Raw genomic sequence first — 25,006 nt, 5'->3', positions numbered from 1 at the left:
CCCCGTTCGGACCGAGGATGCCGTAGTACCATGGCCATCGACCGTGATCACCGTCACGGATCGGACCGGATGCGAGCGAATCTATTCAGGTCCGTGGGGGTATCGATGTCTCGAATCACCCCCGGATCCCCGGTTTCGACGAGGACGGCATCGTCGCTCCCCACGACGAGGTGACGCGCCCCGGTGTCCCCTGATAGCGTCGAGAGCGCTCCGAAATACGACGCGTCAAATAGAACCGGGTTGCCACGTTGGCCTCGATACGCCGCCACTACTATATCGGCGTCATTCGACCGGTAGGCCGCTACGAGCCGGTCGATCGTAGCGGGGTTCACGAACGGCATGTCCCCCAGTGAGACCACGGCGGCATCGACGGACGCATGCCGCCGGACGCTCTCGATACCGGTTCGAACGGATGTCGCTTGTCCGTCCGCGTACGCCTCATTAACGATGGTCCTGGCCTCACGGGACTCGATGGCCTCCCGTACCTGACGACGGTCGCTACCGACGATGACATACACCGGTGTGATCCCGGAGTCAACGAGTGACTGAACCGACCGCGTGATGACCGATTCCCCATCGATCTCGGCGAGGAGCTTGTTCGCATCGCCGAACCGGGAACTGGTCCCGGCAGCAAGGACGATCCCTGCGACAGCATCCGATCGCGTAGGCGAATAGCGTTCGGGCGGCGTAACCGTGGGAAGTTCGGCCTCCTCGACCATGGGTGAGATGGATATCCCGCTCTGCGGGTATCGCTTTTACCCCACGACTCCCACCCGTAAAGGGTTATCGGCACCGTTCTGTCGGCAGGGATCGGCGCTTCCAGCTTCGACGATAGATCTCTAGTCTCCGTTCAAGTTAATTGACCACGCCGACCGACGACCTTCACTCGGTCGATGATGACAGCAGCGCTGTCGTCTCAGTAGCTCGTGTATCACGTCCCTCCTCCGGCGGGAGCAGTGAATCCTCTTTTCACTGTTCGGCGCTACGCACGATCGACTCCTCCTTTCAGAAGGGGGACAGACCTGTTATCCTCCAGTAACGGATGCGAACGGTCGAGCGAGTCGTGGGGCGAGTGGCCGGGATGACCGTCCGGCGGCGACCTACTGACGAACTCGGGGGTCGCGGGTCGCCGATCGGCGACCCGTTCCATCACCGGCGTGCTCGACGTCCATGCCCTTGACGGAAAGTGTCAGGCGTGGCGAAGGCGGGCTCACAGAGTTCGAGGTGTACTAGGTCGTCGGCGCCGTCGTGTTCGTTCGCGAGGTCAAATAGCCGGCGAATCTGTTGGGTTCGACTCGTGCTACCCGGCGTGATACGGACCGATCGGTCACCGGTTCCTGTCCGCGGGGCGTCCCCTTGGCTGTTAGGACCGGTCGGACGGTTCCCGGTCGGGCCGGTGGTTTCCACCCACCGCCACCGTCCATACAAGACCACCCTTATGTCAACGCCGGACCACACATCTCGGAATGGCCGATCACGCGACGGCCCTCCTCGACGAACTCGAACTCGACGAGAAGGTCAGCCCCGTCCACGGCGCGATCGATCCCGAAGGCACCGCGACCGGCTATTTGCCGGGCGTCGAGCGCCTCGATATCCCGCCGCTCTGCCTCGTTGACGGGCCGATCGGCGTCCGGATCCCCGGTCGAAAGGCGACCGCGTTTCCGGCTTCTCTCGCGCTTGAGGGAGGGGACTCCGCGCTACCGCTTAGTTGAATGAGTATCGATCTCTATAGGTTTCTTTTAAAGGACTTGTTACAACTACTCGTTACAAACAAGCATTTCAAATAGCTATTGTAAACTCCACTAGTCACCTGACTTGTCCGTTTTGAACCTTCTATTCCCCATATAATGGAGATAGCGTTATGGGCTGTCTGTGGCTCATTCGAGCAACGCTACAAATGCTTGTTGCAAATAGATGTTTGAAATACGTCCTACAAATGTTTCTATCACATGTTAGTTTTGTTTGCATTGTCTGACGAAAGCTTATGATTCAAGCGCTCACTGGTTTGCTCAATGCTCTCGTATGCAGTATACAGCGAAGCCGGGGGCGTAGGGAAGACAACACTCAGTGCGAACCTGGCAATTGCACATGCTCGAGCGGGATTAGACGTTCTCGTGATCCCGTTAGATCCACAAGATGGTGATTTGAGCTATCTATTCGATGCGGATCAGAACCGGGCAGATAGCGAGACTGATACATTGGTTCATCATCTCGTTAACCGTGAGAAAGGGGATTTCTTGGATCTGATACAGACCGTTGAGCACGGTGTCGATATCATTCCAGAACATAACCGACTGGAGGATCTCGGTGAGGCACTTCGACAGGAGCAGGAGGCGCGGAGCGACTTCGGTGAATCATTCCCGATGTGGACACAGCTACAGCGCGTGCTACGGGAAGCAAACGTCCACCAGCATTATGATGTCCTGATTGTCGACCCCCCGGCGAGCTCGGGCCCACAACTATACAACGCCTTAGATGCCACTCGAAATCTAGTTCTTCCACTTGAGCCGTCTGGGAAGGGCCAAGCATCGGTCAGTGGCTTGGACGACCTAGTTACGAACCTCGAAGAACAGTTAAAGATCAACATTGGCGTCCTCGCTGCGGTCCCGAATCGAGTGAAAGGGACTCGAGATCAAGATGCGATTATCGAGGAAATCCAGTCACAGGGCTTTGATGTCCCAGTGATCTTCCGTGATCGAACATCCCTGTTAGAAGGGTGCTGGCGCAAGAAATGCAGCGCCTTCACCTATATCGATAAACACCGCGCCCGCCAGCGTGACTATGAACTCGAGACACTAGCTCAGTTCGATCAACTCGCTCGTCATCTCGAAGCGGAAGGAAACATCGATGCTCCAAATCCCCCTGATTCAGGACGCCTAGATCACGAACGTGAAACTAAGGAGGTCCAAGTATGACGGGCCTGAAATCTGGCTCGGGTGACGATCTATGGGGTGACGAACCAGTCGACGAGGGCGAAAAGGACACAACGACTTCCGAACCCGAGTCTGAATCCGAATCGACAACGACTGCAGAACAGACGGATAAGACGGCGGATACACCAGCTAAATCCCCTTCTAGTACCAGAACTGAAGGTCCAGACTCGACGGGGCAGGAGCAACCCTATATTGTTCGACGAGCGATTCAGGATAAATCAGTGCAGTTCGAGCGAGACGAACGACTGACTTTTTTCGTTCACGATGACGTGATTGAGGGCGAACGCCAGCTTCTCACGAATGTCGAGACAGCCTTCGGGCGGGATGTTCCTAAATTCGATGTTCGGGAGGCGGTCTACCGTGCTGCACTCCAGAACCAAGACGATGTTCTCAACGAACTCATAGAGATGGGGTACTCTCCCAATACGGAGTAACGGCAGTTTTGTAGAGAGTACCTCTATCCGTCGTTTTGGGCTGAGACAGCTTAGTCTTCGGCTCGATCAAGCATTTCACTCGCACGTTTGGCCCCTTCATTTGCGTCGATATGCGAATAATGATCTTTGGTTGTTTCGAGACTCTGGTGGCGCATGAGATCCTGCGCGGTCCCGCGATCCATTCGGTAGAACGTATCGCCAATTCCACGGCGAGCTCCGTGAAGCTGGAGATACCCGGGGCCTTCGGGTGGGGTCGGGATCTCGAGCTCTGCGGCCTCACAGAGTCGTTTCATCACACTTCGGGCACCAGTCGTCGTGATCGCGGGCGGAACGATTTGGTACTCCCGTAACATCTCCTCAATTGAACTCTCCTCGAGAATCGCTTCTATCGACTCTTCGTCTTCACCCTCTACTTCGCGAAGGTGCGTGCGAGCACACTGATAGAGCGATGGTGCATGTCGCGTCGGGAAGACGGGCCAGTCATCGGTTGGTGGATCGCTAATCGTTCGATAGCGTTCGACGGCGGGAATCGCCTGCTTGAGTAACCATGCTGACTGCCGCTGCTGATTTTTCCCGAGCACGGAGATCGTCTGCTCGTCGAGATCGACATCCCGCCAGCGAATGCCTTGGCGGCCGGTGCGATTGTCGTGTTCGGAGCGGAAGACCTCGGATGCACGCACTCCAGTGAACGCGAGCACGGTGACGAGAGCGCGATCACGCGCTTCAACCTTGGCGTCGAATCCTTTTTCGTCGATAGCGTTGTGAGCGCGTTTATTGACGTAGTTAAGGATCTGGGTCCGTTGGTCTGGTGTCCAGAACTGTTGTTGGGACTGCTGGGAGGCGGATCGTTCGGGCATCGATTCTTGCGCGAGTCCGGCTCGCGCGTAGTTCTCTTGGAGATAGCCCCACTTGGAGGCCCAGCCAAGGAAGGCTGAGATCGTGTTATAGTAGGTCCAGGCGGTTGAGCGGGCGATGCCACCGCCTGTCGTCTCGGCTTCGTTTGCGGCGACACGGCGACGGAGGTGTTCAGCGTAGTGAGCGAGAACGGTTTCGTCGAGCTGTTTGGAGCTCTCGATATCCCGTTGAGCGAGCCAGTCGATCCAGCGGGTGATAACGCGTTTTGCGTTGCGCCGGTAGTTTCCTGAATCGTCACCTTTGGCTTTCGCATTGAGAAACTGCGTCAACCCTTCTTGGAGGGTCGGTAGACTGGATGCAGTGGTTGAACCCTGGGGTTTTGGGTCTGGCATGGGGGTGGATGAGTCGAGGGCGCGGGGGGTGGTAAATCTACTTATGACTTGTGAGTTAATCAAAAGTGGACTTCCTACCCGACGCATCAGCTGTATTTCGCAGATACAACGCTGCTATCTCGAGGATAGTATTTTATAAACTCCATAATGCTACATAGAAATCCGAATAGTGCCTTTCTACCCGATTCCAGTCTCCTTCTTCAGCAGCGTCAGCGTATTATCTGCTGTCACCATCGGCGAGTGCTTGTACTCACCAGTCAACTCCACCTGGACGAGCAGATCCACCGCGCGCCAGATCGAATATAGCAGACACGCGAACGCGAAATAGAAGAACCGCAACCCGAAATTCTTGGAGGTGGTTGCCGCCATGAAGCGTTTAATCGACTTGTAGCCACTCTCGATTTCCCACCGGTAGCCGTACTCAGTGAGGAAGCCACTGCCTCGGTTCGTCATAAACACCGAGTACTGCCGGTGGTCGTCGTGCTCAGCGTTCTCTTTGCGCCGGTAGATCAGCGTCGTCTCGTGCCACTCGTTGTTTCCGAGATGGAGCTTGCGGTTGGTCTCGTACCGATTCTGGCCGTGTTGGAGCAATCGCTTTGCCTGAGCTTTCTCGCTGGTCTGCATCCGCTTCGGTACGACGTAGGAGAGCCCGCGCTGACTGATCATCTCTAGGACGTGCTGACTATCGAACTCCCGATCCATCAGCACGTTGTCGACGTGAACGAGGCCCTCAGCAGAGTTGAGCAAGTCTTCGACTATTTCTTTGCGTGATTCACCCCTCTTGACCGGGCGAGCATCCAATACAATTGGAACCGCATTGCCAACCAACTGTACAGTGGCCCACTGATAGGCGTACTCGTCGGTCTTTTCTTTCGTGCCGATGATCTCGTCTTTGTAGCCCGCTCGATCACCCGTGAAGGGATCCGCTTCGGTGATGTCGATGGCGACAATCCCGGCACGGAAGAACTGCTCTGTCTCCGCAACGCCGTTCAGGAGCCGATTGATGACCTGGCGGTACATCTCTCGGACTTGTGGAATCGAGAGATCACGGATGTGCTCGCGATGGGCGTGCCCGAGTGGTGTTCGCTCCCGTGTTGACTCGTGAATATAACTGCGAGCGCCCTCGTTGGCGGCCAGGTTCTCACGCAGCCCCAGATAGGTCTGTAAGCCCCAGTAGGCATTCTCGTGAATCTCACAGCCGCCTCCACGGTCTAACGAGAACGCAGGGAAGACGACACGACTGACGTGCTCGGTAACTGTCTCTGCTTTGCTGAGGATGGTTTGATTGTCTAGATCCGTTTCGTCAGCGTCCTCAGCTCGAGGCGGGAGGTTTCGTTCTGGCTCGCGCGGAACGGCAACATTTGCGTTCTGCGCTTTGATGAGAATTGTTCGAGCCGCCGTCTCGACGGTGTCGCGGAGGTCGGCTGTAAAACGCTGGTGCCAGCTACGCCACAGTGTCGACTGATCTGGTACCATCTCAAGACCGAGTCGCTCGCAGAGATCTGGGTGTTGGCTGAGGTATTCGACAAGTGCGGTCTCGTGGTCCCACCCGTGGCATTCTTTCAGAAGGAAAACGCGAAACAGCGTACCATCGGATAGCGTGCCGAACTCTCGTAGCAGTCGTATAGTTCGAATTGGAAGTAGGCCAGCGGAAGCGAACAGACGAACTGCTCGAGTGAGTTGTGAGCTTCATGATCGAACCACGCTTCCGAGACAGTTCGAATGTCTTCCTCATACTCACGGCCATAAATACGTAAAGAGATTTGGTGGATTAATGCTGTCGAGTGCAGCGAGCGCGGCATCCTGAAGTTCGTCCAGTGAGTCGAACAAACGGTTACCGAGTACCTGATTAAGCTTCTTCCAGCACTCCTCCGCGGGGTTCACCGGAGCTGAACCCCGCGGCAGGTAACACAGTTCTATCGGCGTATCCTCGACGAACTCTTGGACTGCGTTCGCCGTGAAATACGAAGCGTTGTCCAAGACGACGCAGATTTTCTCGCCAAATTCTGTCTGAAGAGCGTCCAACAGCCGGATCGTCGTGTCGCTGTTGAAGTTCTCCTCACACGGCAGGAAGAACGACTCGTCTGTATCGCTGACCGCACCGAGTAGCCTAATGGAATCCCACTTGCCCGTCACTGGCAGTGACGGGCGTTCGCCTTCGGGAAACCACGCAGAAATCAGCTTCGAGAGAACCTGTCGCGTCTGGTCTATGGCGAGGATCGTGTACTCGTCGTCCAAATCGTCCGTCTTTTTTTGAACCCGTCTTGAAATGCATCCTGTGCTCGCTCGTCGGACTTGTAGTACTCCGGCCGGGCTGTCTTCCACGACAGCCCGGCCTCAGTCATCAACCGCCGGACGTGACGGTCGCAATAGTCGACGTCGAACTCTTCGGAGAGGTACTCGCTGGCGAGCGGAACAGACCACGCGGGCGCGTCAATATCGACTTCCTTCGGCGATTCGTGGAGGACATCCACGAATCGCTCGTGTTCCTGATCGGAGAGTTCGGAGGGACGACCGGATCGTGGCTCGTCGTAGACAACGTCCTCGAACGGCTCAGTTTCGAGCCGTTCGAGACGGCTGAACCATTTCGACGCCCAGCTCTCGGAGAATCCGTAGAGTTCGGCGGCGGCTTTCTGGGTGAGATCATCGATCTCTTTGTAGGTGATCGCTGCCATCAGCCGCTGTACCGCAGCACCGTCATCGACCTCCGCCAAGATCTGGCGGAGGTCTTCGGTAGAGACGTTCTCCAGATTCGCCATATCGACGACAGGGACTCGAACTCTATGAACTTTTAGCCGTCAGTATCAGAGTCCGGGAATTTCTACGATGTCGATGTCGCTGCTGAGACGTGCACTTGTCTCGACTGGCAGCGACGCGAACCGGAAGGGGGCTGTAAGCATATGCGCCGCGCCGATATCGAAATCGATGCAGGGCACGTTCCCCGACCAGACGGACGCCTCCCTTGCACAGAATCGGAACAGCAGCCAAATTCGATACTGTAGGCTGTCAGCAGCCAGATGGGCTTAATCTTATTCTTAACATTAAGGATGGGCTAGACCGAAGCCCTGGGAAGCTAGCTAACGGAACTCTCGTCCACGGTGAATTCTGCAGTCATAAGTGCCGACTCGAGGCGCGCGATTTCATCGGCACACTCCAACTCGCCGATCCATCGATCGGGGAGTGCATCTGCTCCGAATCGAGCTCCCGCGATAGCTCCCGTAACTGCACCGACGGTGTCGGTGTCATCTCCCATATTTACAGCAGAGATGATGGCATCCTCCGCCGTGTCCGCTGTAAGTCCGTGATACAGCGATGTTTGCAGCGTATCGACCACGTAGCCGCTTGCACTGAGCGTGTCGTGATTGATACCGTCCGGAACCGATCGTATCGCTGTGAGGAGTTCCTCGTTTATCCGGCGATGGACACGCCGATGAGCGTCCCAACGCCGTAGGTAAGACCAGCTGCGGCGAGTCCGATCACGACCTGTCTGGTGCCAGAATAGAGCACGCTGCGGCCCGTCAACACGGTGATTGCAGCACCGACCACAAAGAGAGCAATTGCACTCAACAGGAGACTCGCCCCGACAGCAGTGAGTCCGGTGAATGCGAAGAACGGGATGACGGGGACGATCGCTCCCAGTGCGAAAAGGATGAACGACGCACCTGCAGCCTCCCAGGCAGACCCGCCCAACTCTTCGGGATCGATGCCTAACTCCTCACGAGCAAGCGTATCGAGCGCTGTGGCCTCGTCTGCTACCAGACGTTCTGCCAATTGCTCTGCTTGCTCTCTGGAGAGGCCTTTCGCTTCGTAGATAAGCGCCAGCTCTTCTGCCTCCTCTTCGGGAACTTCAGCGAGTTCGGCGGCCTCGATGTCGATCTGGCGCTGGTAGAGTTCCCGCGAACTCTGGACGGAGAGCCACTCGCCCATCGCCATCGACCCGGCACCGGCGAGCAGCCCGGCTAATCCAGTGATGAGGATGGCTGTCGCGTTGAGAGCGGCCCCTGCGACACCCATCACGAGACTCAGGTTCGACACGAGGCCGTCGTTCGCACCGAGAACGGCCGCCCGGAGGGCGTTACCACTCGATGCGCGATGTCGCCCTTCGAGGCGGGCAAGGACGTTCCCTTCTGCGCCACGGCCGGGTGCCTCGGCGATTGCAGCAAGCAGGCGATCGTGGGATCGTTCGTCAGCCACCATCCCCGTTCCTTCGACTTCCGGTTGCGTGGCGTATCCTGCACCACCAGCTGCTTCTCCGGCACGCATCGTCGGGGCGACGACGTCAGGACCGAACCGTCGGGCGAGCCACGCGAGAACACGAGCTCTCCAAGACGGCCGTGGAGTAGACATATCGGTGCCCGCCTCGCGAAGTTTCTCGACCCAGAAATCCGCGTGTTCACGCTCGGTCGCCGCCAAGCGTCGATACACGTCGGCGAGCTGCGGTTGAGATTCCGCTGCGGCCATGGCCTCGTAGACGGTCGCACTGTCTATTTCGTCCTGTATATTTCGACGATACCGCGTAACGTCGTCACGCACGCTCATTGGCGAGACTTCGGTGAGAAGTGCCTTAGTAATATCAGAGGAATAGCAGTCTGCGGATGGGAATTGAGTGCGAAACGAAACTCCCGCCGGTTCTCAAACGCGATCTTGAGCGAGTGGGTGGGGAAAAGTCACTCTATGTAGATTGTCGGCTGTTTCTCGAACCGCTCCCGACACTCGTCGCTACAGAAATAGTACGTCTTCCCGCCGTGCTGAAACGTAGCGACGGCGTCATCAGACGTGAGTTCCATCCCACAGACCGGATCGGTAGGCATTCATCAGAATGCTTCGGCGCCCACCCGAATGGTGATTTCGGAACGCCGCCAACACGTATCTATTAGGGAACGACGGCCGAATTCGGCGGTAACTCTGATGGTTCGATTTTCTCTCCGACTCTTCCGGATTCTGGGCAAACTCGTCCCGTTTGTGATACTCTTTCTTTGCGATCGGCGTCGGTTTTTGCTCTTCGGACGCTCCCGTTCGATCTCTCGAGAGACGCACGCCCAGCGTGCCCGCCGGCTTCGCGACGCAATGCTCGATCTCGGGCCGACGTTCGTGAAAATTGGACAGGTCCTTTCGACTCGCCCCGATGTCGTCCCACAGGTGTATGCCGAGGAGTTCGTCACGCTCCAGGATGCGGTTCCGACGGGGCCGTATCGCGAGATGATCCCCGCGCTCGCAGATGATGTCGGCTATCACTCCTACGATGACTTCGAACCGGAACCGATTGCAGGTGGGTCACTGGCGCAGGTCTATCGGGCGACGTATCAGGACGATCACGTCGTCGTGAAGGTTCGACGACCTGGTGTCAAAGACCTCATCGAGACCGACCTTCGCATCATCCGCCGACTCATCCCGCTGGTGATGCTGCTTGCCCCGGCGCGCCTCCAGTTTTCGCTCCGAAACATGGCTGACGACTTCGAGCGCATCATTCTGGAGGAACTCGACTTCGAGCGGGAAGCCCGAATGATGGCAGAGATTCGGGCAAACTTCGAACGCGACGGCAACGAGACGGTCGTCATCCCACGTGTCTACCAAGATGTTTCCTCGGAACGTGTGCTCACTATGGCCTACGTTAAGGGGACGAAGGTCACCGATGTCGACGAACTCGAAGCCGAGGGACACGACCCGAGCGAGGTCGCCCGAGACGTGGCGAACGCGTACTTCACGATGGGGCTCGAACACGGGGTGTACCACGGGGACCCCCATCCCGGCAACCTCGCCGTCGACGAGGAGGGACGTATCGTCTTCTACGATTTCGGGATGAGTGGCCGATTCACGTCGGCGATGCAGAACAGCGTCGTAAACCTCTATCTCGCTGCTGTCAATCGGAACGTGGATGGAATCATTGACGAACTCATCGCACTCGGGGCCCTCGACCCCGATGCTGATCGAGCCGCCGTTGGGCACGTCCTCGAGTTAGTCATCGACGACCTGGAGGGCAACGAGACCGTGAACTGGCAGCAGATCATCAGCGAAGTGACCGGGATGCTCCACGAGTTCCCGTTTCGCATTCCGCCCGACATCATGCTCGTCCTCCGAGTGGGCTCGATCAGCGAAGGGGTTCTCAGACAACTCGATCCGGAGTTCGATTTCCTCGCCGCGGCACAGGCATTCCTCCGCGAGCACGGGTTCATGGAACGGGCAGCTCGAATGAAACTCGAGGAGATGCGGGGTGAACTTGAGGCGTCGCTCTGGGCACTCCTCCGACTCCCAGCGAAAATCGAGCAAGAACTTGACGCACGAGAGCAAGAGCGTATTCAGGTTACCGCTCGTGCGCAGGCTCGAGACTCGCGCTCACTCGGATATGCGATTCTGACAGCGGCGTCTCTCCTCGGAACTGCGCTACTCGCCACTCTCGACACCACCTATATTCTAGTAGGATTGGGTGTCACCCTCGTCTTCCTCATCCTGTTCGTCGCTTCATCTGAGACTTGACTATGTTATTAGCTTTCACCACCGTGTTCAGAGTCTGCTCCGTGTTCGTGCTCCGTGTACCATCGTGGCTCGGGCCACTGAAAACCACCTTCACGGTAGATGTCGAACACACCCCGATCGATGTCGTCTCGGATGATGTCGGCGGTCATCTCGTCGACGCTCACGAAGTGACACAGCGGGTGACCGGGATAGGCGACCGCATTCTCGAGGACGCCAATGACGAGACCAGTGGACGGGGCACGAATGACTTCGATGTCGTTCTTGAAGTGATCGGAAATCGTGAACAGCGGGTCACCCTCCTCGACGAGCGGGTGTGGTCCCCACTCAATCTCGACGAGACCCCCGGTTTCTGCGCGGAGCCACGTTTTCTCGCCGTCGCGGGCGACTACGCGCGTCCAGCCGGGCCAGGAAACCGGTCGGTCGGGAAGTACCTCGTGTTCGGCGAGGACGCTCGCGACGCAGTGGAGCGCCCTGTCGAGGTGCGCCGTCTGGAACCGATGGGCGCGCCCCATCTCGACCGTGACCGTCGGAATACCATCCCGACAGGCCACACTTCGGAGCGTCCCACTTGAGCCCTCACCGTCGAGGATGACGCTCGTGCCGAACGCCCTGGCGAGTCGTTCGACGTCGGGGTCGCGCATATCGGCGCGGACGTGGTACATCGTCGTGCGGTTGCGCGTCGACGTGTGGAAGTCCAGCCCGAGATCGCACTTCGAAATGAATTCCTCGTAAATCGTGTTCGCGAGCCGTTTTGCCATCGTAGTTCGGGCGTTGCCTGGGAACGACCGATTGAGGTCCTCGTCGTAGATGGGGATGTAGCGCTGCTGGGCGAGAAATCCCGGCACGTTCAACACGTGGAGGCAGACGAGCGCGCCGTGGAGGTCCTCTGGCTCGTAGTGATCTGCGACCTCCTGAATGATTTTGACGCCGTTGAGTTCGTCACCGTGAACAGCAGCGGTCAAGAAGATACACGGACCCTCGGACTCGCCATTGATGACCGTAACTGGGATTTCGAGCGCATCATCGTGATACGTCTCGCTACAGGCGAAGCGGAACGTCTGCTTCGTTCCCGCATCGATGGTCCGTTCACCGACCGAAACGTGCTGTGTCGTCATCGGTGCCCCCTCATAGCATTCGGGTGAACCGGATCGCTCGTCTCCCGGGCCTGTTTGCTGTTCGTGAGACGATACCCCTGTTCACGCAGGGCTTCGAGAATCGGCTCGGGGTCGAGAACCTCATGGACGTGGTGGACGCCATCGGGAACCGTCGTATCGCGGATGGCCAACGCCACAGTTGCCGCGACGATTCCCGTCACTCGGCTCTGTTCCCTCCCGTCGATCGCCGTCATCAGCGTCTTCGCGGTCGAATTCTGCTGCCCATCGACCTCAACCGTCACGGCGAAGCCGTCCCCGCCGACTGAGAGCGTCGAGACGAGGTCCGTCAGTCGATCGAGCCCGATCGCCTCGGCGGCTGGACGGTACAATCCGAGCCGTGAGAGTCCATAGACTGCCGAGGTGACGCCCCGCGAGTCGAAGCACAGGTACGTTCTGGCTGGCACGTCAAGGGTCCTGTGGAGCACGTGCTGGTCCGCGAAGTCGAAACTGTAGGCCCGTCGTCGGCCATACCGAGGAAACTCTACCGGTACTGGATTCGAAAACCCACGAATCGAACGGGAGTGTCCAGCTGCGGAGACCGCGAACTCCCGACCGATTCGCTCGAGCGTCCATCGACTCGCCGCGGGACCGAACGCCTCCCCGAGACCGAGGAGCACGCCGATCCGGATGTCCGAGACCGACGACAACTGGTCGGCCAGGCGTTTCGCCAGTAGATTCGTGACGCCGGGTGCGAGCCCAACGCTCAGGACTGCTGTCGCACCACCATTTCGTGCGAGGTCGCCGAGTTGTTCGACCTGGCGGAAGAACTCGTCCGAGGCCGTGATGTCGACGTAGTCGATTTCCCGTTCGAGACACGCCTCGACGAACGCTGTTCCGGACTGATCCACGCACATCACGACTTGGTTGACGTCTTCGAGGACACGAGCGTACGACTCCGTCTCTTGGAGATCGAACGTGACACCAGAGACGTTGTCTCCCAGCTCGCTAGCGACGGCGGTCGCCTTCGTTCCGTCACGACCAGCGATAATCACTGCGCCTAGTTCGTCAGGCGCAGTGGCCAGTTCCTCCGCTATTGTGTGACCAACCGACCCATAGCCCCCGACGATCAGCGTCGTCATGCAGAGAGATCGACCCCCTTGAGCCGGCGGGCGTTGATGGCGACGATGATCGTCGACAGCGACATGAAGACCGCCCCGATCGCTGGCGACAGCAGAATCCCAATCGGGGCGAGAATTCCGGCGGCGAGAGGGAGCGCGACGACGTTGTACCCGGTCGCCCAGACGAGGTTCTCCTGCATCTTCCGGTAGCTCGCCTTCGAAAGCTTGATGAGACGGACGACATCCAGGGGGTTGTTGTCGACGAGGATGATGTCACCCGACTCAATCGCGACGTCCGTCCCTGAGCCGATGGCGATGCCAACGTCGGCTCTCGTGAGTGCGGGGGCGTCGTTGACGCCGTCACCGACCATCGCGACCAACTTTCCTTCGGACTGGAGTGCTTCGACCTTGGTGTCCTTCTCCTCGGGCAGTACCTCCGCGAAGTACTGGTCGATGCCGAGTTCCTCGGCGACTGCCTTCGCGACGTCCTCGGAGTCGCCGGTCAGCATCGCCACTTCAATGCCCATCGCGTGCAGTGCCTCGATGGCCTGCCGGCTCTCCTCCCGGATAACGTCCGCAAGGGCGAACGCCGCCACGACCTCAGCCTCGTCATGAATGAGGTAGATGACGGTCTGAGCGTTCGCGCCGGCTTCGTCGGCGAACGAGACGATCTCGTCGGATCGTTCGATCCCGAGTTTCTCGATTAGGTTGGGGCCACCGAGGTGAATCGTCTCGCCGTCGACGGTCGCCCTGACACCGAGCCCGCGAAGGTTCTCAAAGTTCGAGACCTGCGCCCGTCGGACGCCGCGTTCCTCGGCAGCGTTACGGATAGCGCGAGCAATCATATGTTCGGAGTCGCCCTCGACGCCCGCAGCGACCTCGAACGCCCGTTCCTCGTTCCAGCTACCCGCCGTCTCGACGTCGACGACGCCCTGCTCACCCTTCGTGAGTGTCCCCGTTTTGTCGAACATCACCGTGTCGAGGTTCCGAGCCTCTTCCATCGCGATTCGGTCGCGAATCAACATCCCGTTCTGAGCAGCGGTGGAGGTATTGATCGCGACCACGAGCGGGACGGCTAGGCCGAGCGCGTGTGGGCAGGCGATGACCAGGACGGTCACGACGCGTTCGAGGACGCCGATATTGAATCCGACTGCGACGACCCACGCGACGGCTGTAATGCCTGCAACGGCGAGGGCGATGTAGAACAGCCACCCCGCTGCGCGGTCGGCGAGCAATTGGGTTCGAGATTTTGATTGCTGGGCTTCCTCGACGAGTCGCATGATACCCGCCAGCGCCGTCTCCTCCCCGGTCTTGGTCACCCGGACACGCAGGCTGCCGTCCTGGTTGACCGTCCCGGCGACGACCTCTACGCCGGGTTCCTTGTCGACTGGACGGGACTCGCCGGTGATCATCGACTCGTCGACGGACGACTCCCCTTCGACGACCTCGCCGTCCGCGGGAACGGAGGCTCCTGGACGGACGAGGATGACGTCGCCTTCGGACAGGTCGGACACGGGAACCTCCTCCGTGTCACCGCTCTCAGTGACGCGCTCGGCGGTATCGGGCATGAGTTTCGCCAGCTCGTCGAGTGCACCGGAGGCCTGCCGGACCGACCGCATCTCCATCCAGTGGCCCAGCAGCATGATGTCGATCAACGTGACGAGTTCCCAGAAGAACGGCGTCGTCCCCTCGAGGAACAGGCTCGCAATCGAGTAGACGAATGCGACGGTGATGGCCAGCGAGATGAGCATCATCATCCCCGGCTCGCGGTTTTCCAGTTCTGTGCGAGCCATCGAGAGGAACGGCACGCCACCATATGCGAAGATGATTACCGAGAGAACGGGCGTGATCCAGACGCTCCCGGGGAACGTCGGTGCGGTATAGCCGAAGATGTCCTGGATGAACTCGCTGAAGAAGATGACTGGCACCGAGAGGACGAGCGACACCCAGAACCGCCGTCGGAACATCTGTTCGTGCCCCGAGTGGTCTGTGTGTCCACGGTGGTCCTCGTGTTCCCCCTCGTGGACGGGTGCGCCGTGGTCATGAGACTCGTGAACGTGCTCGTCAGCTCCGTCGTGAACGTGTTCGGTTTCGGAGTGAGAGTGCCCGTGCCCGTCGCCGTGTTCGTGCGCTTCGTGTTCGTCCGTCTCTGTCGCATCCGTCGAGGCCGTCTCGGCGTTACGGTGTCCCTCGTGATCTGACGGATGGACGTGCTGATCGGATGATGGAGAGACAGTATCTCCCGTCTCTGAACCTGCTTGTAGCTGGCAAATACGGCAACACGGAACCGTATCATCGGGCTGGCGGGGAGAACGAGGGTCTGATGACGACTCGTCCGATTGGTCGTGATGGGGATGATTGCTCATGAGTTGTATATCGGTGCCATCCCTCCTTTGATTTTGTCCGGTCTCTGTAACTGAGAGTGGAGAATCTGGGAGGACGAGTCCGCGAGAGCGAACGGCGAGGTCCTTCGCTGACTGAAACTTCGCTCCGCAGTCTCTTAGGCGAGTGCGGTGTATCCAGCATCTTCGACGGCCTGTACGAGTGCTGTGACGTCAGCGTCTCCCTCAACAGTCGCATGCTCGGCTTCACGATCGGCAGTCGCATTGGTCACGCCGCTCACGCCTCGGAGTGCCCCCTCGACGGTCTGCTCGCAGTGCTCACAGCTCATTCCCTCGACTGTGATAGTCGTCATACAGGTATATCTACGATTGCCTCTCTTATGCGGATTTTCCCTTTGATCCGGTGGTGAATCGAGTTTTATTTCTTCGAAAGCAAAGCTAGAACCGACACAATACGCTCGCCGATAGTGAACATTGCAGCCTCAGCCGAGCAGGAATCGAGTCCACGGATACCGCTCAACGAGCGGTTCGCCGCCAATCTCGTACCGTTCGATGTAGGCATCCAGTCCCAGTATCCGTCCTGCCCCGAATGCAGCGACGGAGAGAAACACGAGCATGTACGCGAAGTCACCGTTGATGTAGCCGTGTTCGATTTCCCAGTTCCCGAGATAGAACAAGAGCATCATGAACGCGCCCCAGAATGCCGCGAGTCGAGTTAAGGCACCGAAGACCAATCCAAGGCCGATGAATACCTCTCCCCACGGGACCGCGATGTTCACGAAGTCGACGAACCACGGCGTGTTTCCCATGGCAACGAACAGGTCCGCGGCCGGACCGCCGTTGTTCGGGACTGCCCCCGTCAGATAACCCCCCGCGCTGAAGCTTCCGGAGAGCACCTTATCGAGCCCACTCTGGAGGAACGCGAGTCCCATCATCACTCGAAGTGCCAAGATGAACCAGACACTCAACGTGTGTAGTTTCCCGCGTGCCGTGAAGCCCCCGATGGTACTCTCCAGCTGTACTTCTTGTGATGCCATATTGTAAGATGGTTCACGAGTAGCTACAAAAAGGTCATCCTGACGAAGGGGATTAGTCGACGATAGAAGCGATCCTACGATTGAGCAAGTGGTTGTAGTAAGTGGTTTAAGTAGGGCGTCGGTTCGGAGTCGTTCGGGAGGGTGTCAGCGTTCGATCCGAATATCGTGCTGAGTTGTGATGAGCGTCCCATCCGGTTTCGATTGGAGGAACAGCCGGTATCTCCCGGGGGTCGGAAACTGCGCGCCGAATTCGACTCGTCCGCTGTCGGGACTCGTCTCCTCAGGGTGGACGTGTAGGTAGGCGAGATCGCCTTCGCGGAGCGCAACGAGATGGCCGAGTGCGCCCAGGTACGGATCCAGACGCGACACGGGCTCGCCGTCACGCCTGATATCGAACGTTAGCTCAGCCGGCTCACCGGCGAGAATTTCGTCAGTCTGGAGGTCAACGACGTATCCATCTGCTGTCGCACGTGGTGACGTGTCCGGACGTGGAGCAACCTCGATCTCCCCTGAAGCAAAGAGGTCGAATCCGAGTGTCATCGGTCGACTGTCGACGACCAAGTCGATGAACGCTCGGTAGACACCGGGATCAGAGAGTGTGAATGATTCGACACGCCAAGTTCCATCGGCGTCAAGCGTCGGATGGAGATGCTGGAATCGAGTTAGGTCTCGACGGACGACGATGAGGTGACCACGCTGTCCGTGAGCCTCGTCGAACTCGGTCACTACATTGCCACTCGACGTGACGACCTGGAAGCTCCAGTCGAGCGGGTCACCGGGTGTGAAGTGCGTGTCCGTCGGGACGAAGCGGAGTCCATCTGCGTCGACCGAGAGTCCGCCCAGTGTAGCGTGTCCACCAGGCCCGTATCCCTTGGGAGGACTGTGACTCCCGTGTTCGGAGTGATTCTCCATAGAGTAGATATGGTCCGTTTCGGATTTACCGGTTGCTCCGATCTGGTATTGCGAATCGACTTCTCTGTTGGTTCGTGGATCGGCCTCCAGTTCACAATCGGGAGGTCGACCCGTCAGTAGCGCTCACGACGTCGGCGTGACAGCCTCGGTTTCGAGCCGGGTTTTGAAGAAGACGAGTTCCTTGTTGGTGTGGTCGTAGAGCTTTGCCTTCCCGTCGAGGACAGTCGTGAACACCCACTTCAGGAAACGACCACGACGGTTGTTCGGGAAATCCATCCAGACGGCGTGTGACATCCGGGTTCCATCCTCGGCCTCTTCGAGTCGAATGGTGCCACCCTCGGGGATTCGAACGGTGACGAGACCGCGAAGGAGCGGATAGTACGCTGTCCCCGTCCAGACCGCCACGTTGGGATAATCGATGTAGGAGAACCGACCATGCAGATCGGCGTACATGCCGGCAACCTCTTCGCGCTGGTGGAACGTTGCTCCCTCCTGCGGGCGGTTGTCGGGCGTGTCGTATTCGAGCCCGTAGTGTTCCTCGGAATTCGACGCCGTCCAGTTGACGGGGTCGGTCACGTACTCCCAAATTTCACCAGGGGTGGCATCGATGACGATTTCGGCTTTGTCGGTTACATACATTGGATGGCCTCCAGTTCGTCTCCTATCGAGCGATGACGTTGTACAGCCACGCGAAGGGGTACACGAGGATGAAGCTGATGACGGCCGCCTCGATCATGCCAGCCACGGTCCCGACGACCGTCGGCTCGAAGAACATGTGCCACTGCTGCATCATCTCGACCGCACCCTCGTAGACGCCGATGGCTCCGAACACGCCGAGCAGGAGCATGACGATGGCAGACACGAGTGCCGCAGCGCCGGCGAGCGCCAGTGCGTCAAGATGCATCACGTCGGAGGCCATTCCCATCTCGTACGGTTCTTGGTCGGTGGTAGCAGTACTCATGTGTAGAGATACGTCCGACTGGTTCAATTGGTTTGCTGCTTAGAATCGAACGTACACGCCGCATCGGCGATGTCGATCAGGAATACAAGATGGATAGAAGATACGGCAGCGATCTCGAGACGGATTTCGAGACGAGTACTCGTGTCGTGACTGGACTAGTCTACAGTAGAAGTACTACTCTCCGGAGAGAAGAGCAGTTACCGGCGTAGAAAACGACGATTGGAGTTGCCGATACGTTCGTAATGTCGGTATTGAAGCCCTCTGGCTAAGCATTCGTGAGAATCACAACTGGTACATCGATGTCTTTCCATCTCTCAGGCATGAACGAGTCCACCGGCAGATCGAGGTGGGATGGATGAATCGGCGGCGGGCCGATACAGTCGTCGGTGGCCTAGTCGCTGCCGTCCTCATCGTCGGCGGTGCGCTCAGTTGGCAAGCGTACCAGCAACAGCAGGCCTTCGAGCAAATGGGATCGATGATGGGAACATCGATGGGGGCGGTTCACGGAACGAACCCGCTTTGGTACGTCCTCGGGACCCTCCTCGTCTCGGCTGTCATCGGTGGAGGGTATCTCGCGGCTCGGGACGACCTCACCAGCACAGATGTAAAGGACCGCTCACAGAATGAGATGGCGGTTCCGACCGACCCTGAGATCGCCGAATCGTCGGAGGGGACCACCCAACCAGATGGGGCCATCAATCCAGAATCTCAGCCACAGGCTCGCGTGTTAGACCTCCTTCCGGAAGACGAACGCCGTATCCTCGAACCAGTCCTATCCTCGCCCGGTATTACGCAGATCGAACTGCGGGATCGCTCAGACTTCTCGAAGAGCAAGGTAAGTCAGACGGTCAGCGCCCTCGAGAAGCGCGGATTGTTGTATCGTGAACGGCAGGGGCGGACGTATCGAATCTATCCGAGTGACGACTTGCAGCAGAATCAAGCGCACTAGCAATCGCTACCGCGAACTAGAACCGTTTGGTACCATCGTCATCGGTGCTGAACTCGAGACGAGCTACGTCCGTGTGACCCCGTTTTCACCAGCCGTGTCTATATTGCGTGCAAGTTCTATTTCGCCGGGGTCGCGGGGTGTCTGTCCCAGCCGAGGGGTCAGATCCATCGACGAACTCGTCACCACGATCACCGACTACTGGCACAGCAAAGATGCCGACCGACTGAACGAAAGAGACCGAGAGCGTTAGTCGGCTGTGTGAGCGTGCTCACCGTGCTCCTCATCTCCAATCGAGTCCGAACGGTGCAGCCAGTAGAGGAATAGGAAGAACACCGTTGCGAGGATGTTCAAGACCATCTTGTAGTTCATCTCTATCTTCACCTCTGCAATCTGGACGCTCGATGGGTCTGGGATGACCCCCGCCCCGAGGAAGATGAAGTGAATGACAAAGCCCGTGAGCACGGCGGAGACGAAGATCATCCCAGAGAGGATGGCCGCGAATTTCGTGCCGTAGTACTCACGGTACGCGTCCATGATCGGCGGGACGATGAGGTCCGCATAGATGTATGAGAGCACCGATCCGAACGGCAGGCCGTTGGCGTAGAGAACGGCGCCGAACGGGACGTTTCCGACCGAGCAGACGAATGTCGCGACGCCGATGACCGCACCCAAGACTGCCGTCCAGAAGACGTACACCGGGAGTCCGAACGTCGGCCCGGAGAAGACGGAGGTCCAGACGCTCTCGGGAATGAAGCCAGCGATGAGCCCGGCGAAGATGAAGCCGATGGCGATTTCGTCCCAGAGCATCCCCCACTCCGACCACTGCTTGTCCGCGAGCGCTTTCCAACCCGAGAGGGAGATCGCCTACTCGCGAATCGTGGTATTGGCCTCTTCCGGGTCGAAGCTGTCCTTACAAGACTGCGAGCAGAAGTAGTAGGTCTGACCGTCGTGTTCAGTCGAGTAGTCGGCTTCCTCGGGGTTGACCTCCATCCCGCAGACCGGATCCTGGACGGTCGAGTCGCCCTCGTCTTGAATGTTCTCTCGGGCCTGCTCGATGACCTCGTCGGGCGTGAGGTAGACGAAGCCGAAGGCCATCAGGCCGATCAGCATGAAGCCGCCGACGACGTCCGCGACGAGGAACTGCCAGCCCAGCAGGAGGTAGATGACGATACCGATCTCGATGACGAGGTTGGTCGACGCGAACATGAACGCGCCGAGGGTGGCCGCCGCCGAGCCCCCTTTCTTGAAGAGGTTCTTCGCGGTCGCGATGGCGCTGTAGGAACACGACGAGGAGACGAACCCGAACAGCGACCCGTACCCGATCTCCCGGAAGCCGTGGCCCTCTAACAGGTCCGAGACCTTCTCGTCGGACGTCCAGGCTTCGACGCCGCCGGCGATTGCGAAGCCGATCACGAGCGCCCACCACGTGATCCACGCCATCGCAGCGGTCGTCGTCAGGAACTGGCGCGTGCTCTCGACGAAGAACGGCCACAAGGGCTTCGATGTCGTGACGACACCGAGTGCGACCGTCGCGAGCGCGATGACGGCGAGGATCGCGTATTCCTTTTTCTCCATATAGGATACATGGGGTTCGATCTTTTACGGAGCTTCGGCTAACACTCCAGGGTGAGACAGGGTCGTAATTTTCTGTCCGGAACGTGTTGACGACGGAGATACCAGACTCTGAATCAGCTGGTGAGCTGGACACGGACAGCTACTCCCTCAATCCGCGTTTCGCATGACTCGTGAGGGCGAGATCCTCGTTTCATCAGCACCGTCTTCAATAGCAGTAGTCAGAAAACGTCCCAGCCCATCCATGTACCTATGGCTGAGCTAGATTCAACAGATGCAGTTATCTTGGAGCTGTTACTGGATGACGCCCGTCGGTCGTTTCGTGAAATTTCGGAGGAGGTGGACCTCTCTCCACCGACCGTTTCAAATCGTGTCGACCGACTGCGTGACCTCGGCGTCATACGGCGGTTCACGGTTGACGTGGATCGAACGAAGTTCGCCGACGAGGACGAGTGTCTCGTGGTAATCGACACGCGACTCGCCCATGCTGAAGACGTCTTCTCCCAGTTGCAAGATGTCGACGGGGTGGAACACGTCTTCTACACAGTCGACTCGACGGTGGTCGTCAAGGCGGTTCTTCCCCCGGCCGAACTCCGGTCGCTGCTCACTGACACGCTGAGCGACGATCAGATCGAGGATTATCACGTGACGTCAATTCTGGGTTCTTCGTGGCAGCCGCAGCTCGGAACAGACGACCTGACGATTGAGTGTACGATCTGTGGAAAACCAATCTCGGAGGATGGTCAAAAAGTAGAGGTGGACTCCGGAGACCTGTATCACGTCTGTTGCTCGTCGTGCGCGGAGAAAATCGTCGAGCAGTACGAGTCCCTGAAACAGGCAGCCGACGAGTAGACGCGGCAGTCTGAATCAGGTCTTTGTCCGCGGTTACAAACCATGGATTGGTCAGCCTGCTATTTTGGGATGTGAAACAACTGGAGCGTCGATTCGCTCCAACGTGAAGTCAGACGCTAATTCATCTATGCACCAGATGACCGAGGTCTACCTTTTCGAGCCCTTAAGCGGACAGGACGGAATCGTTTGTTTCCCCACTTGGATCGGTAGCCACAACTCAGGAAAAGGAGTCGGTCGTAGTACTGAACGCGATGGCTCAAATCAACGATCTGCTCGACGATTCGACCCGCGAGTGTATCGACAACTGTCATGAAGCTGTGAAGGCGTGCGCCCATTGCGCCGACGAGTGCATCGGTAAGGGCGAGGAGATGGAAGAGTGCCTCCGACTCTGTCGCGACGTAGTCACAGTCGCCTCGACGTGCGCTCAGCTCTGTGCATCGGGCTCGCAATTCAACAGCGACATCGCGGAGACGTGCGCCGACGTGTGTGAAGCCTGCGCCGACGAGTGTGAACAGCACGACCACGACCACTGTCAGGCTTGTGTCGAACCGCTCCGCGAGTGCGCGGAGTCCTGCCGCTCGATGGCGTAAGCCACAACCGCGTCGGTTCTCCGACGTCGATTTTCTTTTTCACTCTCGGACACTCACCCGACCAATTGCGGATACGACAGTCCGGTCGTTCGCCCGTGACCGAACAACCTACTGTCGTAGTAGCCCTCCCTGTGCGTATGACAGACGAGACGGACGACATTCGCATGTAGCTCGTCGAGCGCGGGTACAACAACCGCGACCTCATCGTCCTCAAGTACGCGACTCCCGATGGCACGCGGCTCTTCCAGCGAGAGTTCGCCGCACAGGTTGTATCTGAACTCGTTGACTGCTGCGAGGGACGTCTCGGCGCCTGATCTCGAACCCTCCGAGGTCATTCGGTACTACTCTTCCCAGGCACCCGGCCACTGGCGTGCGTCCGCCCGAATTACCCCATACATGGTTCGGCGTCGAGTTTCCAGGTCTTTGAGCGCGTCGTCGAACTCTTCGTTTGATACCGTTGGAACACCAGCGTCGCGGAGGACGGCGAGGTCTGGTGAGGGCGGCTGCTCGTCGGACGGCGTCGCGAACGTGCTGACCGTGTCGAGGTAGTTCTGGACACTCGAGCGCGCGTTTTTGAGAATTGAGTTGCCGGGCCTGTCCTCCTCGGGCGTCGCTTGCTGCCAGAGGGTCAGGGCGTCGTCGAGACTGGCGCCACTCAGCACGGCGGCGGCCTCACGGTCGTCGGTGTAGAAGTAGTGCAGGATGGGGTAGGCCTTGTGATTGGCTGTCAGTTCGTTCAGCGCTGTAGTGATACTGTTGAGTGGGAGCGCGACGTCGTCGAACGCGCTACCGTTCCAAGTAGTAGTGACGATCGATTCGCCGTCCAGTCCGAGTCCACTCACGTCCTGCGCAAACGAGCGTTTCTGCGTAACTGCGTCAAGGACGGAGAGGACGTAGGTAATGCTCAGTGTCACCAGTAACATCCCGCTGGCGGTCATCAGCGCAGTCAAGATCTGCCATAGGCCATCTCGGGGCGCGAAATCGCCGTTCCCCATCGTGAACAACGAATATCCCACGAAGTAGAATCGTTCAGCCCAGGAGATGGGGCCCGTGTCGATGGTGTCTCTCAGAGCGTTCTCAGCACTCGCGAAGACGAACATCCACCCGCCCCAGAGCAGGGCGATCCACATCCCAAGCCCGAGGGCGAGAACCACCGGACCGGCGAGCGTCCGAATGCGAGGGCTGTAGGTTCCAACGCGTCGTAGCAGTTTCCAAGTCCCCCGCATCAGGCGTGCGGTAAGGGGTCCGGCACCGGCCTCGACCCAGAGGGTCGTCCACAGGAGGTCGGTCACGGCTACGATGAGCAGACTTACGCCCAAGCCGAAGTAGAGATAGTTCATTGGTCTGTCGTTCTCCCCGAAGTCGGATCAAACCGCGCAGGGACAGGCGGCGAGTTCATCGTCGATGGTGGTGACATCTGAACCATTATTGTGAGATGCACTAGTCGGCGGCCTGTGCCTGTCCGCCGCTCTGTCTCATCTCGGCCGGATTCTTCATGCCTTCCTTGACGCCGAAGTGGACCAAAACGGCGTTGACCGGGAACGCGAAGACGAACCCAACAGATAGCGAGAACGCGAGTGCGCCCCAGAACAGCAGATCGGAGATGTGGGCCTGGCTGGCGATCAGCAGATCAGTTCCGATAGCAGCGATCTCCATGATGGTGATGCTCGGCGTCTCGCTATAGAGGGCGTCAAGCATCGCCTCGCCAAAGCCGACGCCCTCCTGCATCAGCGGGCCGACTGTCAGGGCGTAGCCGAATAGATACGCGAGCGCGAACGTTCCTGCAGCGACGAGGAGTGTACTCTGAAGTGCGAGCAGGCCCGCGAGGAGCGCGAACCCGAGGACTTCACCGGCACCACATCCCGAATAGCAGTGAGCGGTCGAGCGGAACCCACGCCGCCACACCGAATCGTTGCTGATCTGGGTGCGGCCAGAGTACCAGTAGACCGCCAAGCCGAACGGCCCAGAGTAGAGGACAACCAACGTCCAGACACCTTTCATGAGTGACGGCAGCGCCTGATTCCGCTCGCGGATGTCCCACCAGAGGGTGCCGACGGACGCGAGGACGAACAGCGCCCAGACACCCATTACGAGCGGGTCTGAGAGGATTGGTTTCATTAGGTGCCGTACCGGTGCGAGCGCGTGTTCGATCTGTATGAGGAGTCCCTGGAGTGGCATAGTCTATGGAATATCTGAAGGAATTCGAAGCTGTGCGGTATCCTCCGCGGGTTGGTGAATCGGTACATGACCTAGTAGGGGAAGGGAACTTTCTGCAGTTGTGGTTAACATTCCAAAGTAGATCGTCTCACTATCGCTGGCTTTCAACCGATCCATGACGAAGAGGCAGTCAATCCTCACCCTCGGCGAATTCGGCAGCTACGGACGATTCTGTTCCTCAAAAACGATTAGAACGCCCGATACACGTTCTCGAACGTTCTCCTGCGCGGGTTCACACCCACCGCGATAACTCCTGAGGGGTCCTATGACTAAC

At 58.5% G+C, this 25,006-nt stretch carries 23 protein-coding genes and 5 pseudogenes; 10 read left to right on the top strand and 18 right to left on the bottom strand.

The genetic code is table 11. From position 1 onward, the window contains the following. Nucleotides 1–53: 53 nt before the first annotated feature. Nucleotides 54–719, bottom strand: coding sequence for a nucleotidyltransferase family protein (locus QRT08_RS14815; protein ID WP_286046739.1), 666 nt, complete (start codon nt 717–719; stop codon nt 54–56). Between the two features lie 747 nt (nt 720–1,466). Between QRT08_RS14815 and QRT08_RS14810 the strand changes: the two are divergent. The 3 genes and pseudogenes from QRT08_RS14810 to QRT08_RS14800 all read left to right on the top strand — a co-directional run. After that, nucleotides 1,467–1,679: pseudogene (locus tag QRT08_RS14810) on the top strand (hypothetical protein); the annotation flags it as partial. Nucleotides 1,680–2,012: 333 nt separating this feature from the next. Next, complete coding sequence (locus tag QRT08_RS14805; protein WP_286046738.1) at nt 2,013–2,915, top strand: ParA family protein; 903 nt, start codon at nt 2,013–2,015, stop codon at nt 2,913–2,915. Further along, entirely contained in the window at nt 2,912–3,367 is a 456-nt protein-coding gene (locus tag QRT08_RS14800; RefSeq protein WP_286046737.1) for a DUF7970 domain-containing protein, read from the top strand. The genes QRT08_RS14805 and QRT08_RS14800 overlap by 4 nt, the downstream gene beginning before the upstream one ends. Nucleotides 3,368–3,417: 50 nt before the next feature. On the opposite strand, the gene QRT08_RS14795 is transcribed toward QRT08_RS14800, so the two are convergent. From QRT08_RS14795 to QRT08_RS14785, 3 genes and pseudogenes are all read right to left on the bottom strand, one after another. Then, nucleotides 3,418–4,614 (bottom strand): tyrosine-type recombinase/integrase, encoded by a 1,197-nt coding sequence (locus QRT08_RS14795; RefSeq protein WP_286046736.1) that lies wholly within the window; start codon nt 4,612–4,614, stop codon nt 3,418–3,420. Nucleotides 4,615–4,791: 177 nt separating this feature from the next. After that, nucleotides 4,792–6,416, bottom strand: a pseudogene (locus QRT08_RS14790) (transposase). Beyond that, nucleotides 6,352–7,373, bottom strand: a protein-coding gene (locus tag QRT08_RS14785; protein ID WP_286046735.1) for an IS630 family transposase whose coding sequence is annotated in 2 segments (ribosomal slippage) — nt 6,352–6,860 and nt 6,860–7,373 — 1,023 coding nt in all. Because the reading frame shifts where the segments join, the coding sequence is not laid out codon by codon here. Before QRT08_RS14785 ends, QRT08_RS14790 begins: the two are co-directional and overlap by 65 nt. Nucleotides 7,374–7,418: 45 nt before the next feature. Between QRT08_RS14785 and QRT08_RS14780 the strand changes: the two are divergent. Next, nucleotides 7,419–7,616, top strand: a pseudogene (locus QRT08_RS14780) (hypothetical protein); the annotation flags it as partial. Nucleotides 7,617–7,687: 71 nt separating this feature from the next. Here the strand turns inward: QRT08_RS14780 and QRT08_RS14775 are convergent. The 3 genes from QRT08_RS14775 to QRT08_RS14765 all read right to left on the bottom strand — a co-directional run bounded on the left by QRT08_RS14775 (nt 7,688) and on the right by QRT08_RS14765 (nt 9,425). Then, nucleotides 7,688–8,002: an ADP-ribosylglycohydrolase family protein gene (locus QRT08_RS14775; RefSeq protein ID WP_483299970.1), complete on the bottom strand. Its 315-nt coding sequence runs from the start codon at nt 8,000–8,002 to the stop codon at nt 7,688–7,690. 20 nt (nt 8,003–8,022) lie between these two features. Further along, entirely contained in the window at nt 8,023–9,153 is a 1,131-nt protein-coding gene (locus QRT08_RS14770; RefSeq protein WP_286046734.1) for a VIT1/CCC1 transporter family protein, read from the bottom strand. 128 nt (nt 9,154–9,281) lie between these two features. Then, a complete protein-coding gene (locus tag QRT08_RS14765; RefSeq protein WP_286046733.1) occupies nt 9,282–9,425 on the bottom strand; it encodes a YHS domain-containing protein in 144 nt (47 codons plus the stop codon). A 256-nt stretch (nt 9,426–9,681) separates the two neighbouring features. On the opposite strand from QRT08_RS14765, the gene QRT08_RS14760 reads away from it, so the two are divergent. Beyond that, the gene (locus QRT08_RS14760; protein ID WP_286046732.1) at nt 9,682–11,088 is read left to right on the top strand and encodes an ABC1 kinase family protein; all 1,407 of its coding nucleotides are present in this window, start codon (nt 9,682–9,684) and stop codon (nt 11,086–11,088) included. An 8-nt stretch (nt 11,089–11,096) separates the two neighbouring features. On the opposite strand, the gene QRT08_RS14755 is transcribed toward QRT08_RS14760, so the two are convergent. The 3 genes from QRT08_RS14755 to QRT08_RS14745 are packed head-to-tail and all read right to left on the bottom strand — an operon-like array spanning nt 11,097 to nt 15,267. Beyond that, the gene (locus QRT08_RS14755) at nt 11,097–12,203 is read right to left on the bottom strand and encodes a succinylglutamate desuccinylase/aspartoacylase family protein (protein ID WP_286046731.1); all 1,107 of its coding nucleotides are present in this window, start codon (nt 12,201–12,203) and stop codon (nt 11,097–11,099) included. Next, complete coding sequence (locus QRT08_RS14750) at nt 12,200–13,321, bottom strand: saccharopine dehydrogenase family protein (protein ID WP_286046730.1); 1,122 nt, start codon at nt 13,319–13,321, stop codon at nt 12,200–12,202. The genes QRT08_RS14755 and QRT08_RS14750 overlap by 4 nt, the downstream gene beginning before the upstream one ends. Continuing rightward, nucleotides 13,318–15,267, bottom strand: a complete 1,950-nt coding sequence (locus QRT08_RS14745) for a copper-translocating P-type ATPase (protein WP_286046729.1) — start codon at nt 15,265–15,267, stop codon at nt 13,318–13,320. The genes QRT08_RS14750 and QRT08_RS14745 overlap by 4 nt, the downstream gene beginning before the upstream one ends. A gap of 24 nt (nt 15,268–15,291) precedes the next feature. On the opposite strand from QRT08_RS14745, the gene QRT08_RS14740 reads away from it, so the two are divergent. Next, complete coding sequence (locus QRT08_RS14740) at nt 15,292–15,501, top strand: hypothetical protein (RefSeq protein WP_286046728.1); 210 nt, start codon at nt 15,292–15,294, stop codon at nt 15,499–15,501. Nucleotides 15,502–15,800: 299 nt separating this feature from the next. Here the strand turns inward: QRT08_RS14740 and QRT08_RS14735 are convergent, their stop codons facing one another. The 5 genes from QRT08_RS14735 to QRT08_RS14715 all read right to left on the bottom strand — a co-directional run bounded on the left by QRT08_RS14735 (nt 15,801) and on the right by QRT08_RS14715 (nt 18,552). After that, a complete protein-coding gene (locus QRT08_RS14735; protein ID WP_286046727.1) occupies nt 15,801–15,995 on the bottom strand; it encodes a heavy-metal-associated domain-containing protein in 195 nt (64 codons plus the stop codon). Between the two features lie 129 nt (nt 15,996–16,124). Further along, nucleotides 16,125–16,679 (bottom strand): DoxX family protein, encoded by a 555-nt coding sequence (locus QRT08_RS14730; protein ID WP_286046726.1) that lies wholly within the window; start codon nt 16,677–16,679, stop codon nt 16,125–16,127. 144 nt (nt 16,680–16,823) lie between these two features. Next, complete coding sequence (locus QRT08_RS14725) at nt 16,824–17,591, bottom strand: hypothetical protein (RefSeq protein ID WP_286046725.1); 768 nt, start codon at nt 17,589–17,591, stop codon at nt 16,824–16,826. A 123-nt stretch (nt 17,592–17,714) separates the two neighbouring features. Further along, nucleotides 17,715–18,230: an SRPBCC family protein gene (locus tag QRT08_RS14720; protein WP_286046724.1), complete on the bottom strand. Its 516-nt coding sequence runs from the start codon at nt 18,228–18,230 to the stop codon at nt 17,715–17,717. 22 nt (nt 18,231–18,252) lie between these two features. After that, nucleotides 18,253–18,552 carry a hypothetical protein gene (locus QRT08_RS14715; protein WP_286046723.1) on the bottom strand — a complete coding sequence of 100 codons (300 nt, stop codon included), beginning with the start codon at nt 18,550–18,552 and terminating at the stop codon, nt 18,253–18,255. A gap of 355 nt (nt 18,553–18,907) precedes the next feature. On the opposite strand from QRT08_RS14715, the gene QRT08_RS14710 reads away from it, so the two are divergent. Next, on the top strand, nt 18,908–19,501 hold the full coding sequence (locus tag QRT08_RS14710) for a helix-turn-helix transcriptional regulator (protein WP_286046722.1): 594 nt from the start codon (nt 18,908–18,910) through the stop codon (nt 19,499–19,501). Between the two features lie 246 nt (nt 19,502–19,747). Here QRT08_RS14710 and QRT08_RS14705 read toward each other — a convergent pair. Continuing rightward, nucleotides 19,748–21,076 (bottom strand): annotated as a pseudogene (locus QRT08_RS14705) (permease). Nucleotides 21,077–21,325: 249 nt separating this feature from the next. On the opposite strand from QRT08_RS14705, the gene QRT08_RS14700 reads away from it, so the two are divergent. The 3 genes and pseudogenes from QRT08_RS14700 to QRT08_RS18900 all read left to right on the top strand — a co-directional run. Next, the gene (locus QRT08_RS14700; protein WP_286046721.1) at nt 21,326–21,925 is read left to right on the top strand and encodes an AsnC family transcriptional regulator; all 600 of its coding nucleotides are present in this window, start codon (nt 21,326–21,328) and stop codon (nt 21,923–21,925) included. A 251-nt stretch (nt 21,926–22,176) separates the two neighbouring features. Then, complete coding sequence (locus QRT08_RS14695) at nt 22,177–22,515, top strand: four-helix bundle copper-binding protein (protein ID WP_255198976.1); 339 nt, start codon at nt 22,177–22,179, stop codon at nt 22,513–22,515. 137 nt (nt 22,516–22,652) lie between these two features. Further along, a pseudogene (locus tag QRT08_RS18900) lies at nt 22,653–22,836 on the top strand (DUF7967 family protein); the annotation flags it as partial. Nucleotides 22,837–22,856: 20 nt separating this feature from the next. Here the strand turns inward: QRT08_RS18900 and QRT08_RS14685 are convergent. Both QRT08_RS14685 and QRT08_RS14680 read right to left on the bottom strand, forming a co-directional pair. Next, complete coding sequence (locus QRT08_RS14685; protein ID WP_286046719.1) at nt 22,857–23,855, bottom strand: potassium channel family protein; 999 nt, start codon at nt 23,853–23,855, stop codon at nt 22,857–22,859. 100 nt (nt 23,856–23,955) lie between these two features. After that, nucleotides 23,956–24,693: a DUF4396 domain-containing protein gene (locus QRT08_RS14680; protein WP_286046718.1), complete on the bottom strand. Its 738-nt coding sequence runs from the start codon at nt 24,691–24,693 to the stop codon at nt 23,956–23,958. Nucleotides 24,694–25,006: the final 313 nt, after the last annotated feature.

The organism is Halalkalicoccus sp. NIPERK01, from assembly GCF_030287405.1.
In the GTDB taxonomy this organism is placed as follows: domain Archaea; phylum Halobacteriota; class Halobacteria; order Halobacteriales; family Halalkalicoccaceae; genus Halalkalicoccus.
This window is presented reverse-complemented; position numbering and strand designations above follow the sequence as displayed.

Bases quoted from the DNA above. Each gene is read 5' to 3' on its own strand.
- QRT08_RS14815 (WP_286046739.1), bottom strand. From the start codon at position 719: ATGGTCGAGGAGGCCGAACTTCCCACGGTTACGCCGCCCGAACGCTAT.
- QRT08_RS14805 (WP_286046738.1), top strand. From the start codon at position 2,013: ATGCTCTCGTATGCAGTATACAGCGAAGCCGGGGGCGTAGGGAAGACA.
- QRT08_RS14800 (WP_286046737.1), top strand. From the start codon at position 2,912: ATGACGGGCCTGAAATCTGGCTCGGGTGACGATCTATGGGGTGACGAA.
- QRT08_RS14795 (WP_286046736.1), bottom strand. From the start codon at position 4,614: ATGCCAGACCCAAAACCCCAGGGTTCAACCACTGCATCCAGTCTACCG.
- QRT08_RS14770 (WP_286046734.1), bottom strand. From the start codon at position 9,153: ATGAGCGTGCGTGACGACGTTACGCGGTATCGTCGAAATATACAGGAC.
- QRT08_RS14765 (WP_286046733.1), bottom strand. From the start codon at position 9,425: ATGCCTACCGATCCGGTCTGTGGGATGGAACTCACGTCTGATGACGCC.
- QRT08_RS14760 (WP_286046732.1), top strand. From the start codon at position 9,682: ATGCTCGATCTCGGGCCGACGTTCGTGAAAATTGGACAGGTCCTTTCG.
- QRT08_RS14755 (WP_286046731.1), bottom strand. From the start codon at position 12,203: ATGACGACACAGCACGTTTCGGTCGGTGAACGGACCATCGATGCGGGA.
- QRT08_RS14750 (WP_286046730.1), bottom strand. From the start codon at position 13,321: ATGACGACGCTGATCGTCGGGGGCTATGGGTCGGTTGGTCACACAATA.
- QRT08_RS14745 (WP_286046729.1), bottom strand. From the start codon at position 15,267: ATGTTCCGACGGCGGTTCTGGGTGTCGCTCGTCCTCTCGGTGCCAGTC.
- QRT08_RS14735 (WP_286046727.1), bottom strand. From the start codon at position 15,995: ATGACGACTATCACAGTCGAGGGAATGAGCTGTGAGCACTGCGAGCAG.
- QRT08_RS14730 (WP_286046726.1), bottom strand. From the start codon at position 16,679: ATGGCATCACAAGAAGTACAGCTGGAGAGTACCATCGGGGGCTTCACG.
- QRT08_RS14725 (WP_286046725.1), bottom strand. From the start codon at position 17,591: ATGGAGAATCACTCCGAACACGGGAGTCACAGTCCTCCCAAGGGATAC.
- QRT08_RS14720 (WP_286046724.1), bottom strand. From the start codon at position 18,230: ATGTATGTAACCGACAAAGCCGAAATCGTCATCGATGCCACCCCTGGT.
- QRT08_RS14715 (WP_286046723.1), bottom strand. From the start codon at position 18,552: ATGAGTACTGCTACCACCGACCAAGAACCGTACGAGATGGGAATGGCC.
- QRT08_RS14710 (WP_286046722.1), top strand. From the start codon at position 18,908: ATGAATCGGCGGCGGGCCGATACAGTCGTCGGTGGCCTAGTCGCTGCC.
- QRT08_RS14700 (WP_286046721.1), top strand. From the start codon at position 21,326: ATGGCTGAGCTAGATTCAACAGATGCAGTTATCTTGGAGCTGTTACTG.
- QRT08_RS14695 (WP_255198976.1), top strand. From the start codon at position 22,177: ATGGCTCAAATCAACGATCTGCTCGACGATTCGACCCGCGAGTGTATC.
- QRT08_RS14685 (WP_286046719.1), bottom strand. From the start codon at position 23,855: ATGAACTATCTCTACTTCGGCTTGGGCGTAAGTCTGCTCATCGTAGCC.
- QRT08_RS14680 (WP_286046718.1), bottom strand. From the start codon at position 24,693: ATGCCACTCCAGGGACTCCTCATACAGATCGAACACGCGCTCGCACCG.